We start from the raw sequence: 13598 nt of genomic DNA, 5'->3' as shown, positions 1-13598 counted from the left end.
CTGAAGAGCATCACCCCCACCCCGGACCACCCGCACGCCGCCAAACAGGCCGGGCCCCCGGCGGCCGTGGGCGAGCCGAAAGGCGCCGCCCGTAAGGGCGACCGAACTGCTCTTCGCTCTGACCCGCACGCCGGCGATGGCCGTTACCCCGTCGCATGGCTCCACATCAGCGCGCCGCGCGGCGCCGCCCCCACGGCCACCTCACGGTGCCTGTGCGGCTGGGACCGCAGCGCCATCGGCCAACGCCGCGTGCTCGCCCTCATCACCGCCCACACCGACCACCGCGACACCTGCCCCCTGCGCACCAACCAGGAAGGAAGGGCCGCCGCATGACCCCCACCATCGACGGGGCCGCGCTGCTCGATGAGGTGGAAGCCTTCCACCGCCGCTTCAACGTCTTCCCGACCGAAGCCGCCTACGTGGCCGTCGCCTTGTGGGACGCGCACGCCCACCTGCTCGACTGCTTCGACTCCACCCCGCGCCTCGCCTTCCTGTCCCCGGAACCGGGGTCCGGGAAGTCACGGGCCCTGGAAGTCGTGGAAACCCTCGTGCCCGCCCCCATGACGGCCGTCAACGCCTCCGCCGCCGCCCTGTTCCGCTCCGTCTCCAACCCCAGCGGGCGGCCCACGATCCTGTTCGATGAGATCGACACGGTTTTCGGCCCGAAGGCGGGGGACAACGAGGAACTGCGCGGGTTCCTCAACGCCGGCCACCGCCGCACCGGGGTCACCTACCGGTGCATCGGCGACGGCGGCAACCAGACCGTGCAAGCCTTCCCGTCCTACTGCGCGGTCGCCGTCGCCGGACTCGGCAACCTGCCCGACACCATCACCACCCGGTCCGTCATCATCCGCATGCGCCGCCGCGCACGGAACGAAACGGTGGAGCCCTTCCGGGCCCGCATCCACGAAGCCGAGGGGCACAAGCTCCGCGACCGACTCGCGCAGTGGGCCGAACACGCCCGCGGGTTCGTCATGGGTGCCTGGCCCGACATGCCCGAAGGCGTCACCGACCGGCCGGCGGACGTGTGGGAACCCCTGCTCGCCATCGCGGACGCCGCCGGCGGCGACTGGCCCGACCGAGCCCGCGCCGCGTGCGTGACGCTGGTCACCGCGTCCAAGGCCAACGACAAGGGCAGTCTCGGTATCCGGCTGCTGACCGACCTGCGCGACCACGTCATGGTCGGCATCGACCGCCTGCCCACGGTGGCCATCCTCGACCGGCTCAACGCCATGGACGATGCCCCCTGGGCCGACCTCCACGGCAAGCCGCTCGACAACCGGCGGCTGTCCCGGATGCTTGCCGAGTACATGACGGCCGACAACGAGCCCATCACCTCCCGCAACATCAAGACCGCCGGGAGCGTCCTCAAGGGCTACTACACGGCCGATCTCGCGGACGCGTGGGCCCGCTACTGCCCCCCACCCCCGGAAAGTCCGCTACCTCCGCTACCCGGCACCGAAAACATGGCCTGACCAGCAACAACGGGGTAGCGACAGACACCACCGCGAGCCGCTACCCATCCGCTACCGCTACCCCTTCCCGCTACCCCGGACAGACCCCTGACCTGCGCGGTAGCGGAGGTAGCGGAAGTAGCGGCCCTCAGAGAGGCACCCCGAAGGACAGCCCCGGAGGAGTCACCGAATGAGCACCGCCGTCGCGCCCCTTGACCGCCTGCTCTACACCCCGGAGGAAGCCGCCGAAGTGCTCAGCTTCGGCCGCTCCACCGTCTACGAGCTGATGGCGGCCGGGGAGCTGAAGTTCATCAAGCGTGGGCGGTCCCGCCGCATCAAGCGGGTCCACCTCGAAGAGTTCGTCAACGCCCTCGAACCGCAGTCCCACTGATCTGAACCCGCGCGAGGTGGCCTCGGACGCGCAGTCCGGGGCCACCCCGCGTCCGGAGGAGTACATGAGCCCCCGCAAGGCCAACCTGGAGTCGTCCGTCTACCTCGGCGCCGATGGATGGTGGCACGGCCGCGTCACGATGGGCGTGAAGAACGACGGAAGCCCCGACCGGCGCCACCGCCGGGCCAAGACGGAACCGGAAGTGCGTCGCAAGGTCCGCGAGCTGGAGGCGCTGCGCGACAAGGGCCGCGCCCCGAAGGCCGGCCGTAAGCCCACCGTCGCCCAGTGGATGGAGACGTACCTGACCGAGATCGCGAGCCTGAAGCTCAAACCGCGATCGCTGGACGACTACTGGTCGAAGACCCGCAACGACATCATTCCCGGCGTCGGACAGCACCGGCTCGACAAGCTGGCCCCGGAGCACCTGGAACGCATGTACCGCGCCATGCTGGACGAAGGACACGCCCCCTCACATGTGCTGAAGGTCCACCGCATCCTGTCGCGGGCTCTGAAGATCGCACACCGGCGCCGGATCATCAGCGAGAACGTGGCAACACTGGTCGACCCGCCGACCGTCGATGAGACCGAGGCGAACCCGTTCACCACTGAGGAAGCCAAGGCGTTCCTGGAAGCCGCGGCAAAGCGGCCCACGTTCATGCGCTGGTGCGTCGGCGTCGGCATGGGCTTCCGCCAGGGCGAAACCCTGGGTCTGCGGTGGCCGTACGTCGACCTGGAGAACGAGCTGTTCCACCCTCAATGGCAGCTCCAGCGGCTCACCTGGCGCCACGGCTGCAAGGACCCGCACGCATGCGGCGCCCGGCTGCACCGGTTCGATCCGTGCCCGCCGGACTGCTCGACGCACAAGGGCTACAAGCGCGGGTGCCCGAAGCCGTGCCCGAAGCGCTGCACGCGGCACGCGAGCACCTGTCCGGAGCGAAAGGGCGGCGGGCTCATCTTCACCCGGCCCAAGACCAAGAAGAGCCGGAACCCCGTGCCGATCCCGCCCCCGTTCATCCCCTACCTGATCGTGCACAAGGAGCAGCAGGAGGCTATGAAGGCGGCGGCCGGCGACTCCTGGCAGGAGTGCGGCGCCGTCTTCACCCGGCCGGACGGACGCCCCATCGACCCGCGCGCCGACTGGGAGGAGTTCAAGGAACTGCTGGAGGAGGCCGGGATCGATGACCGCCGCCTGTACGACGGAAGCCGTCACACCGCCGGCACGATCCTGAACGAGCTGGGGGTGGACATGCCGACCATCATGGAGATCCTGCGCCACACCCAGATCAGCCAGACGCGGCGGTACGTGAAGGGCCGCTCGCACCTCTCCAAGGACGCGATGCGCCGCATGGGCGATACCTTCATGCCCCGTCTGGAAGCGGCGACTGAGACCAGAACTGAGACCGTCGACAGCCGCGCGGCCCGCGCGCGGCGCAGGCGCCGCCTCCGCTGAACGACGAAAGGCCAGCTAGGACGCTTCCTAGCTGGCCTCTCCGGTGGAGCCGCTTTCGGGATTCGAACCCGAGACCTACGCATTACGAGTGCGTTGCTCTGGCCATCTGAGCTAAAGCGGCGTGCTGCGTGCACCTAGGGTGCGGTCGGCAACGTCGGTAAGTCTACACAGTTTCCGGGGGTGCTTCGTACCGGCCCCTGGGCCGGGGTCCCGGGGCCGGTACGAGGGTCAGGAGCAGCGCTTGCCGCGGGCCGGTGGGGTGCCGTGCAGGAGGTAGGTGTCGATCGCGGAGTCGATGCAGGTGCTGCCGCGACCGAAGGCGGTGTGGCCGTCGCCGGCGTAGGTGAGGAGGCGGCCCGAGGAGAGCTGGCGGGACAGGGACTGGGCCCAGCGGTAGGGGGTCGCCGGGTCGCGGGTGGTGCCGACCACCACGATCGGTGCCGCGCCGCGCGCCGGGATGCGGCGCGGCTCGCCCGTGGCCCGCACCGGCCAGTACGTGCAGTTCAGCGACGCCCAGGCGAGACCCTCGCCGAAGACCGGGGACGCCTTCTCGAAGGCCGGCACATCCTTCGCGAGCTGTTCGGGGCCGGTGAAGGCGGGCGGCAGGTCGAGGCAGTTCACGGCGGTGTTGGCCATCATCAGATTGGTGTAGTGGCCCGAGGTGTCGCGTTCGTAGTAGCTGTCCGAGAGGGCGAGCAGGCCCTCGCCGTCGTGGTCCTTCATCGCCGAGGTCAGCGCCGCGCGCAGCCGTCCCCAGGCGCCCTGGTCGTACATCGCCGCGATCACGCCCGTGGTCGCCAGGGCCTCCCCCAGCTCGCGGTGCGCGTCGCCCGCGGGGAGGGGGCGGGCGTCCAGCTCGCGGAAGAACGCCTTGAGGCGGTCGCCCGCCTGGGTGGGTGTCGTACCGCGGCCGCCGAGCGGGCAGTCCGTCCGCCGTGCGCAGTCCTCGGCGAAGGCCTGGAAGGCGGTCTCGAAGCCCGCGGTCTGCTCCAGGTTCACCGTGCGGGAGTCCAGGGAGGGGTCCAGCGCCCCGTCCAGAACCATGCGGCCCACCCGGCCGGGGAAGAGGCCGGCGTAGGTGGCCCCGAGGAGGGTGCCGTACGACGCGCCGACGTAGTTCAGCTTCGCGTCGCCCAGCACCGCGCGCAGGAGGTCCATGTCCCGGGCCGCCTCGACGGTGGAGACATGCCGCAGCAGCCGCGCCGAGCGCGCCCCGCAGGCCTGCGCGAACTTCTTGTCCGACGCCACCACCGCGTCGCGTTCCGCCTGGTCGTCGGGGGTCAGGTCGGTCTGCGTGTACGTGTCCATCTGCCGGTCGTCCAGGCAGGCGACGGGCTCGCTGCGGGCGACGCCGCGCGGGTCCATGGCGACCATGTCGTACCGGGCGCGGACCTCGGCGGGGTAGCCGAGGCCGGCGTACTGCTGGAGGTAGTCGATCGCCGAGCCGCCCGGACCGCCGGGGTTGACCAGCAGCGAGCCGAGCCGCTTGGCGCTGCCGGTGGCGGTCTTGCGGGCCACCGCCAGCCGTACGTCGCCCGCGCCCGGCTTCTCGTAGTCCAGCGGTGCCTTCATCGTGGCGCACCGGAAGCCGGGGGCGCCGCAGTCGCGCCACGTCAGCCGCTGTGTGTAGTACGGCGTGAGCGCCGCGGGTGCCGTGCGCGGCAGCGGGGCCAGGACGGGGACGTCCGCCGCACCGGTCCGGGTGGTCGCCGCCGAGGACGACGCGACCGAGCTGCCGCCGGGTGAGCACGCGGACACGAGGAGGGCCGCGGTCGCGAGGGCGCCGGCCGTGAGGCGGGCCCGGGTGCGGGACGCCGTGCACCGGCTGCGGGAGGAAAAGGACCTGGTGTGCATCTGGCGAGACTAACGCTGTGCGATACAAGGAATGCGGTGCGTGCGGATTGTCGCCCCGTACGAGGGACAGAGGGCGAGGGTGCCCCGTACGGGGGACAGAGGGCGAGGGTGCCCCGTACGAGGGATGCGCCGTGTCCTCAGCCCGCCCGCAGCGCCATCGTCATCGCCTCCACCGCCAGCAGCGGGGGGACATTGCGGTCCAGGGCCTCGCCGCACGCGGCGATCGCCTCGATGCGGCGCAGGGTGGACTCCGGGGAGCTGCCGCGGGCCAGCCGCTCCAGCGCGTCCTCGGCGTCCGCGTTGGCGATGGCCACGCGGGAGCCCAGTTGGAGGGCGAGGACGTCGCGGTAGAAGGTGGTGAGGTCGCCGAGGGCCACGTCCAGGCTGTCGCGCTGCGTGCGGGTCCTGCGGCGCTTCTGCATGTCCTCCAGGTCCTTCATCACGCCCGCCGTGCCGCGCGGCAGCCGGCCGCCCTGGACCGCGCCGAGCGCCGCCTTCAGTTCCTCGGCCTCCTTGCCGTCCATCTCCTCGGCGAGCTGCTTGGCGTCCTCGGCGGCCGCGTCGACGAGTTCCTGGGCGGCCTTGAGGCAGGCCCCGACCTCGTCCAGGCGCAGCGGCAGCCGCAGGACGGCGGCGCGGCGCTCGCGGGCCGCCGGGTCGGTGGCCAGGCGCCGGGCCCGGTCCACGTGCCCCTGGGTGGCGCGGGCGGCGGCGGCCGCGGCCTCCGGCTCGACGCCGTCACGGCGCACCAGCATGTCGGCGACGGCGTCCACGGACGGGGTGCGCAGGTTCAGGTGGCGGCAGCGGGAGCGGATGGTCGGCAGGACGTCCTCGATGGAGGGGGCGCACAGCAGCCAGACCGTACGCGGGGCGGGTTCCTCGACGGCCTTGAGGACGGCGTTGGCCGACTTCTCGTTCAGCCGCTCGGCGTCCTCGACCAGGATGATCTGCCAGCGGCCGTTCGCCGGCGCGGTGAACGACTTGCGGACCGTGTCCCGCATGTCCTTGACCAGGATCTCGGCGCCGACCGCGGCGACCGTGGTGACGTCCGCGTGGGTGCCGAGCAGGGCGGTGTGGCAGCCGTCGCAGAAGCCGCAGCCGGGGGCTCCGCCGAGGGCGCGGTCCGGGCTCACGCACTGGAGGGCCGCGGCGAAGGACCGCGCGGCCTGGTTGCGGCCCGCGCCGGGCGGGCCCGTGAACAGCCAGGCGTGCGTCATCCGCGACGACTCCGGCAGCGGCGCGTCGGTCGCCGCGGCGGTGACCTGGGCGTCGGCGTCCCGCGCGGCGGCGTCCAGCACCGCGCACACCTTTTCCTGCCCGACGAGGTCGTCCCACACGCTCACGGGTCACGCCGCCCTTCCGTCACACTCCGCGTTCCGACCTCCATTGTGCGGGTGGGGACCGACAACGGTGGCGCCCGCCGGTGCGGAGCGGCGCCCGCCCCCTGCCGGGCAGGGAACGGGCGCCGCTTGCGGAAGGCGCGCGGGATCAGCCCCGGCGGCCCCGACGGCTCCGAGGACCGCACCCGCGAGATGCCCCAGCCGGGCGCTCGTCGCGGAAGAAGCCGCGCGGCATCCGGTCCGCCGGTTCCTCGTCGCGCACCGGAGGCAGTACGGCGGTCTCCTCCGCGTCCACCCGGGGCAGTACGGCGGTCTCGTCCGCGGCGCCCACCTGCGGCAGCACCGCCGTCTCGTCCGCCGCGCCGGGAACGGCCGCGCCGGGCCCGGCGGCCGGCGGCTGGGGCAGCTCGGCGGTCACCTCGGCGTCGGAGCCGACGTCCCGCCGGCCGTCCCGGGCCTCCCGGCCGGCGGGCCCGTCCTGGTCCGGCGAGACGACCGGCGTGGGCACCGTCTCCTCCGTGCCCGGGCCGGGCGACACCACCGGGGTGGCGACCGTGGACGCGTCCGGGGTCACGCCAGGGGCCTTCGGGAGGGGGCCGCTGGGCCTGCGGGCCGCGGCGTCGGCGGCGGCGGCCGCCTCGGCCGCCTGGCGGCGGGCCTGCTCGGCGCGGAGCAGTGCCTCCTCCGCCTTGCGCTGGGCCTCCAGGCGCCGCGCCTCCTCCTCGGCACGCTCCTTGGCCAGCCGGGCCTCCTCCTCGGCGCGCAGCCGGGCCTGGCGGGCCTCTTCCTCCGCGCGGACCCGGGCCTCTTCCTCGGCCTGCTTGCGGCGGCGCTCCTCCTCCGCCTTGCGGCGGGCCTCCTCCTCGGCGCGGGCCTTCTCCTCGGCGAGCAGACGCTGCCGCTCCTCCTCCGCGCGCCGGGCCGCCTCGGCCGCCCGCTGCCGGGCCTCCTCCGCCTGCCGCTCGGCCTCGCGGCGCTGCGCCTCCTCCAGCTCGCGGCGCTTGCGCTCCTCCTCCTCGGCGCGCAGCCGGGCCAGCTCCGCCTGGCGCTCACGCTCCAGGCGCTCCTCCTCGGCCTTGCGCGCGGCCTCTTCCTCGGCCTTGCGGCGCGCCTCCTCCTCGGCCTTGCGGCGCGCTTCCTCGCGGGCCTCGATCTCGGCCTGGGACAGCGGCAGCACGGTGTCGAGCCGGTGCCGGATCACGGTGGTAACGGCCTCGGGCTCCTGGGCGGCGTCCACCACCAGGTAGCGGCCCGGGTCGGAGGCGGCCAGGGTGAGGAACCCGGCCCGCACGCGCGCGTGGAACTCCGCGGGCTCCGACTCCAGCCGGTCCGGCGCCTCGGTGAACCGCTCGCGGGCGGCCTCCGGGGAGACGTCGAGGAGCACGGTGAGGTGCGGGACGAGCCCGTCGGTCGCCCAGCGGTTGATGCGGGCGATCTCGGTCGGGGACAGATCGCGGCCGGCGCCCTGGTAGGCGACGGACGAGTCGATGTAGCGGTCGGAGATGACGACCGCGCCGCGCTCCAGGGCGGGGCGTACGACGGTGTCGACGTGCTCGGCGCGGTCGGCGGCGTACAGCAGCGCCTCCGCGCGGTGGGACAGGCCCGCCGAGGAGACGTCCAGCAGGATCGAGCGCAGCCGCTTGCCGACCGGCGTGGCGCCCGGTTCGCGGGTGAGCACGACCTCGTGCCCCTTGCCGCGGATCCACTCGGCGAGCGCCTCGGCCTGGGTGGACTTGCCCGCGCCGTCGCCGCCCTCCAGGGCGATGAAGAAGCCGTTGGCCGCCGGGGTCTCCACGGGGTCGTCGCCGCCGAGCAGCGCGTCCTTGAGGTCCTGGCGCAGCGGGATGCCGGAGCGGTCGTCGACCTTGGCGAGCACCAGCGCGGCCACCGGCAGCAGCAGGGCGCCGACCAGCATCAGCGTGAACGAGGCGCCGCCGTGGGCGAAGACGAAGCGGCCGTTCTCCAGCCGGTGCCGGCCGATCAGCCCGGCGATCACCGGGGCGATCAGCGCGCCGAGCGCTATGGCGACGCGGACCACGGCCTGGAGGTGTTCGGTGACGCGCGCCCTGCGGTAGTCCTCGGTCTCCTGGTCGAGCAGGGCGTGCCCGGTGTTGGCCGCGACGCCCGCGGCGAAACCGGCGAGGGTGACGATCAGCAGCACGGTGGTGACGTCCGGGACCAGCCCGGCGGCCAGCAGCGCGATGCCGGTGAAGGCGATGGCCAGGGACAGCAGCCGGCGGCGGGACAGCGAGGGCAGCAGCGCGGGGGCCGTACGGATGCCGACGGCGACGCCGCCGGTCAGGCCCAGCACCAGCAGGCCGAACAGGACCGGGCCGCCGCCCAGGTCGGTGGCGTGCAGCACGCACACGGAGACGGCCGCGGCGATGGCGCCGGCCACGGCGGCGCAGGCCGGGACCAGCAGCGGGATGGCGCCCGTGCGCCCCTTGTCGACACCGGCGCCGGTGCGCGGGCGGCGCAGGCCCTCCAGCGGGGACCGGGCGCGCGGGGTGCGCGTGTCGGGCAGTTCGAGATAGGTCAGCAGGGACAGCGAGGCGGCGAACAGGCCGGCCGCGACGTACGACGCGAGGGCCGCGTGGTGCTGGTCGAACCAGGGCACGCCGGTGCCCAGCAGGTTGTTCAGCAGGGCGGCCACGACCAGGGCGGCGGCGGCCAGCGGGACGGCGAGGAAGGCGGTGCGCAGCGCGAGGCGGCGCAGCGCGTCCATGTGGTCCGGCAGCGGCCGTACCGTCGCGCCCTCCGGCGGCGGGGCGGGCAGCAGGGCGGGGGCGGCGCTCTCGCGGCACACCGTCCACAGCCGCTCGGCGACGCCGGTGACGAAGGCGGTGACCAGGAGCACGGCCGGCGCGTCCGCCGGGGCCCAGTCGATCCACAGGGGGGCGACGATCAGCAGCGCGGCGCGCAGTCCGTCGGCGCCGACCATGGTCCAGCGCCGGTCGAGCGGACCCTCCTGCGCGGTGAGCGTGGTCAGCGGGCCGAGCAGGACCGCGCCGAACAGCAGCGCGGCGAGGCCGCGCGCCGCGAAGACGGTCGCCACTGCGAACGCCACGCCCCGGTAGCCACCGCCGAACGTCCCCTGGTCGATCGCCGCCTGGAGAACGAGGACCACCAGGACCAGGAGGGCGAGGATGTCGCCGACACTGCTCACCAGTTGCGCGCTCCACAGGCGCCGCAACTGCGGTCGGCGCAACAGGGAACGCACGGCGCGCTCGCGGGAGTCCGCGACCAGGGCGTCGTCCGGTTCTGGGGTGTGGGCCGTTGGCTGCTCGGCTCGCGTCATGCGTTCAGCCTATCCGTAGCCGCCGACACCACACCTCGCTCTCCTGGCATGCGCACGCCCCGACACCAAAGTGATGCCGGGGCGTGTGCGAGGCGAAACGAGGAAAGCGTCGGTCCTCGGAACCGGGGACGCGGCCCCGGTACCAGGGGCTCGGCCTCCGGGACCGGGACTCGGTCTCCGGGACTCGGTCTCCGGGACTCGGTCTCCGGGACTCGGTCTCCGGGACTCGGTCTCCGGGACTCGGTCTCCGGGACTCGGTCTCCGGGACTCGGTCTCCGGGACTCGGTCTCCGGGACCGGGGCCTCAGTCCTCCGTGCCGGAAGACGTCGACTTGGCGGCCGTCGTCTTCTTGGCGGTCGTCTTCTTCGCCGTCGTCTTCTTCGCGGCGCTCGCCGTCTTCTTGGCGGCCGTCTTCTTGGCGGCGGTCTTCTTCGCCGGGGCGGTCTTCTTGGCCGCCGCCTTCTTCGCGGTCTTCTTGGCCGGCGCCTTCGCGCGCTTCTCGGCGAGCAGTTCGAAGCCGCGCTCGGGGGTGATCGTCTCGACGCTGTCGCCGGAGCGCAGGGTCGCGTTGGTCTCCCCGTCGGTGACGTACGGCCCGAAGCGGCCGTCCTTGACCACGACCGGCTTGTTGGAGACCGGGTCCTCGCCCAGCTCCTTCAGCGGCGGCTTGGCGGCGGCGCGCCCACGCTGCTTCGGCTGGGCGTAGATCGCCTGGGCCTCCTCCAGCGTGATCGTGAAGATCTGGTCCTCGGACTGGAGCGAGCGCGAGTCCGTGCCCTTCTTCAGATACGGGCCGTAGCGGCCGTTCTGCGCGGTGATCTCCACGCCCTCGGCGTCGGTGCCGACGACCCGCGGCAGGGACATCAGCTTCAGCGCGTCGTCGAGGGTCACCGTGTCCAGCGACATGGACTTGAAGAGGGAGGCCGTGCGCGGCTTGACCGCGTTCTTGCCGGTCTTCGGCGTGCCCTCGGGGAGCACCTCGGTGACGTACGGGCCGTAGCGGCCGTCCTTGGCCACGATGGTGTGGCCGGACTGCGGGTCGGTGCCCAGCTCGAAGTCGCCGCTCGGCTTGGCCAGCAGTTCCTCGGCCAGCTCGACGGTCAGCTCGTCGGGCGCCAGGTCGTCCGGGATGTCGGCGCGCTGGTGCTGCTCGGTGTCCTTCTCGCCACGCTCGATGTACGGGCCGTAGCGGCCGACGCGCAGCACGATGTCGTTGCCCACCGGGAACGAGGAGACCTCGCGGGCGTCGATCGCGCCCAGGTCGGTCACCAGCTCCTTGAGGCCGCCGAGGTGGTCGCCGTCGCCGTTGCCCGCGTCGGCCGCGGCGCCGGTGACATTGCCCTCGCCGAAGTAGAAGCGCCGCAGCCACGGCACCGCCTTGGCCTCACCGCGGGCGATGCGGTCGAGGTCGTCCTCCATCCTGGCGGTGAAGTCGTAGTCGACCAGCCGGCCGAAGTGCTTCTCCAGGAGGTTCACGACGGCGAAGGACAGGAAGGACGGCACGAGCGCCGTGCCCTTCTTGAACACATAGCCGCGGTCCAGGATCGTGCCGATGATCGACGCGTAGGTCGACGGGCGGCCGATCTCGCGCTCTTCCAGCTCCTTGACCAGGGAGGCCTCGGTGTAGCGGGCCGGGGGCTTGGTGGCGTGGCCGTCGACCGTGATCTCGTCGGCGGACAGCGCGTCGCCCTCGGCGACCTGCGGCAGCCGGCGCTCGCGGTCGTCCAGCTCGGCGTTGGGGTCGTCGGCGCCTTCGACGTAGGCCTTGAGGAAGCCGTGGAAGGTGATCGTCTTGCCGGAGGCGCTGAACTCCGCGTCGCGGCCGTCGGCGGCGGTGCCGCCGATCTTCACGGTCACGCTGTTGCCGGTCGCGTCCTTCATCTGGGAGGCGACGGTCCGCTTCCAGATCAGCTCGTACAGCTTGAACTGGTCGCCGGTCAGACCGGTCTCGGCGGGCGTGCGGAAACGATCACCCGAGGGGCGGATCGCCTCGTGCGCCTCCTGCGCGTTCTTCACCTTGGCGGCGTAGGTACGCGGCTGCGGGGGCAGGTAGTCGGCGCCGTACAGCTGCGTGACCTGGGCGCGGGCGGCCGCGATGGCGGTCTCGCTCAGCGTCGTGGAGTCCGTACGCATGTACGTGATGTAGCCGTTCTCGTACAGCTTCTGCGCGATCTGCATCGTCGCCTTGGCGCCGAAGCCGAGCTTGCGGCTGGCCTCCTGCTGGAGCGTCGTCGTACGGAACGGGGCGTACGGCGAGCGGCGGTACGGCTTGGACTCCACCGAGCGCACGGAGAAGCGGGTGTTCTCCAGGGCGGCGGCCAGCCCGCGGGCGGTCGCCTCGTCCAGGTGGAGGGTGTTCGCGCTCTTCAGCTGCCCGAGGGAGTCGAAGTCACGGCCCTGCGCCACGCGCCGGCCGTCGACCGTCTGCAGCCGGGCGACCAGCGAGGACGGGTCCGAGGGGTCGCCGGCCCGACCGGTGCCGAAGGTGCCGGTCAGGTCCCAGTACTCGGCGGAGCGGAAGGCGATGCGCTCGCGTTCCCGCTCGACGACGAGCCGGGTCGCGACGGACTGGACACGGCCGGCCGACAGCCGGGGCATGACCTTCTTCCACAGCACCGGGGAGACCTCGTAGCCGTAGAGGCGGTCGAGGATGCGACGGGTCTCCTGGGCGTCGACCAGCTTCTGGTTGAGCTGGCGCGGGTTGGCGACGGCCTCCCGGATGGCGTCCTTGGTGATCTCGTGGAAGACCATCCGCTTGACCGGGATCTTGGGCTTCAGGACTTCCTGGAGGTGCCAGGCGATGGCCTCGCCCTCGCGGTCCTCATCGGTGGCCAGGAAGAGCTCGTCGGAGTCCTTCAGCAGGTCCTTGAGCTTCTTGACCTGCGCCTTCTTGTCCGCGTTGACGACGTAGACCGGCTGGAAGTCGTGTTCCACGTCCACGCCGAGGCGGCGGACCTCGCCGGTGTACTTCTCGGGCACCTCGGCGGCGCCGTTGGGGAGGTCACGGATGTGCCCGACGCTCGCCTCGACGGTGTAGCCGGGGCCGAGGTAGCCCTTGATCGTCTTCGCCTTGGCAGGCGACTCGACGATGACGAGTCGGCGGCCGCCCTGTGCGGTCTCGCTGGTCGGGGACAACTTCGCTCTTCTCTCCGGTCGACGCTATGGCCTCCCCAGGCCTTCGTCCCGGGGTCGCGGCGTACTGCTGGCACGTGTGACGCTGCGGAGTGTGACGGTACATCCCGCCCCCGTGTCAAACGGGAAAAGCCCGCAACGGCCACTCGAACGGTAACCCGACTACCGGCATTCCTGCCGCCCGGAGTACCGGGTACCCCGGTGCGGCCTGTCCGGAGCGCGACGCTCCTCTTCCTCTCGCGGCACGCTCCCGGAAGGACGCCCTCCGATGTCAGAGGCGGGTGAGGCAGTAGCCGCCGAGGACCAGCGCGAGGGTTCCGGCGAGGCCCGCGACGGCGGCCGATGCGACCCGGTTCACACCGTCCGCCACCGGTTCCCCGTGCCGCAGCCGCACGCCGGTCCACAGCAGAAGGGCGGCCCCGAACAGGGCGAACACCGTCCCCGCGAAGACCTCCGGTCCGCTTTCCATCCCCCGTCCGCCCCTTCTTCCGCCGCCCGGCGCGGGGAGCGTGACACGCCGGGGAGGCACGGGGGAGACCGGCGGACGACATCGGGGTGAACGACCGCCGGGCGGCCACCCGCCGTCCCGGCCACCGCGGGCGAGGGCCGCCCTCCTGGTCCGTCCGGCCCGGAAGACCCGTGCTTTTCCGGCCGTTTTGCGGCCGGGTGTGCCGGAGGC

The 13598-nt window shown here is 72.7% G+C and carries 9 protein-coding genes and 1 tRNA gene; 4 read left to right on the top strand and 6 right to left on the bottom strand.

What is annotated here, in order from left to right; genetic code table 11:
- The 4 genes from FRZ03_RS39765 to FRZ03_RS11365 form a co-directional block, all read left to right on the top strand.
- Window positions 1-333: hypothetical protein (locus FRZ03_RS39765; RefSeq protein WP_146465026.1), on the top strand; the 333-nt coding region annotated here is incomplete at its 5' end.
- Window positions 330-1475: a DUF3631 domain-containing protein gene (locus FRZ03_RS11375; RefSeq protein WP_146465025.1), complete on the top strand. Its 1146-nt coding sequence runs from the start codon at window positions 330-332 to the stop codon at window positions 1473-1475. The genes FRZ03_RS39765 and FRZ03_RS11375, both read left to right, overlap by 4 nt.
- Before the next feature lie 169 nt (window positions 1476-1644).
- Window positions 1645-1845: a helix-turn-helix domain-containing protein gene (locus tag FRZ03_RS11370; protein ID WP_146465024.1), complete on the top strand. Its 201-nt coding sequence runs from the start codon at window positions 1645-1647 to the stop codon at window positions 1843-1845.
- 64 nt (window positions 1846-1909) lie between these two features.
- Complete coding sequence (locus FRZ03_RS11365; protein ID WP_146465023.1) at window positions 1910-3295, top strand: tyrosine-type recombinase/integrase; 1386 nt, start codon at window positions 1910-1912, stop codon at window positions 3293-3295.
- 44 nt (window positions 3296-3339) lie between these two features.
- Here the strand turns inward: FRZ03_RS11365 and FRZ03_RS11360 are convergent.
- From FRZ03_RS11360 to FRZ03_RS11335, 6 genes are all read right to left on the bottom strand, one after another.
- Window positions 3340-3416 (bottom strand) — tRNA-Thr (locus tag FRZ03_RS11360).
- A gap of 107 nt (window positions 3417-3523) precedes the next feature.
- The gene (locus tag FRZ03_RS11355) at window positions 3524-5149 is read right to left on the bottom strand and encodes an alpha/beta hydrolase (RefSeq protein ID WP_146465022.1); all 1626 of its coding nucleotides are present in this window, start codon (window positions 5147-5149) and stop codon (window positions 3524-3526) included.
- 137 nt (window positions 5150-5286) lie between these two features.
- On the bottom strand, window positions 5287-6492 hold the full coding sequence (locus FRZ03_RS11350) for a DNA polymerase III subunit delta' (RefSeq protein ID WP_146465021.1): 1206 nt from the start codon (window positions 6490-6492) through the stop codon (window positions 5287-5289).
- Between the two features lie 145 nt (window positions 6493-6637).
- Complete coding sequence (tmk, locus tag FRZ03_RS11345) at window positions 6638-9787, bottom strand: dTMP kinase (RefSeq protein WP_146465020.1); 3150 nt, start codon at window positions 9785-9787, stop codon at window positions 6638-6640.
- Between the two features lie 303 nt (window positions 9788-10090).
- Entirely contained in the window at window positions 10091-12922 is a 2832-nt protein-coding gene (gene topA, locus FRZ03_RS11340) for a type I DNA topoisomerase (protein ID WP_146465019.1), read from the bottom strand.
- Between the two features lie 268 nt (window positions 12923-13190).
- The gene (locus tag FRZ03_RS11335; RefSeq protein ID WP_146465018.1) at window positions 13191-13388 is read right to left on the bottom strand and encodes a hypothetical protein; all 198 of its coding nucleotides are present in this window, start codon (window positions 13386-13388) and stop codon (window positions 13191-13193) included.
- Window positions 13389-13598 lie beyond the last annotated feature (210 nt).

Origin of the sequence: Streptomyces misionensis, assembly GCF_007896895.1 — a bacterium.
Classification (GTDB): Bacteria; Actinomycetota; Actinomycetes; order Streptomycetales; family Streptomycetaceae; genus Streptomyces; species Streptomyces misionensis_A.
Note: the sequence above shows the minus strand (reverse complement) of the source record. Positions and strands in the feature narration are given on the sequence as shown.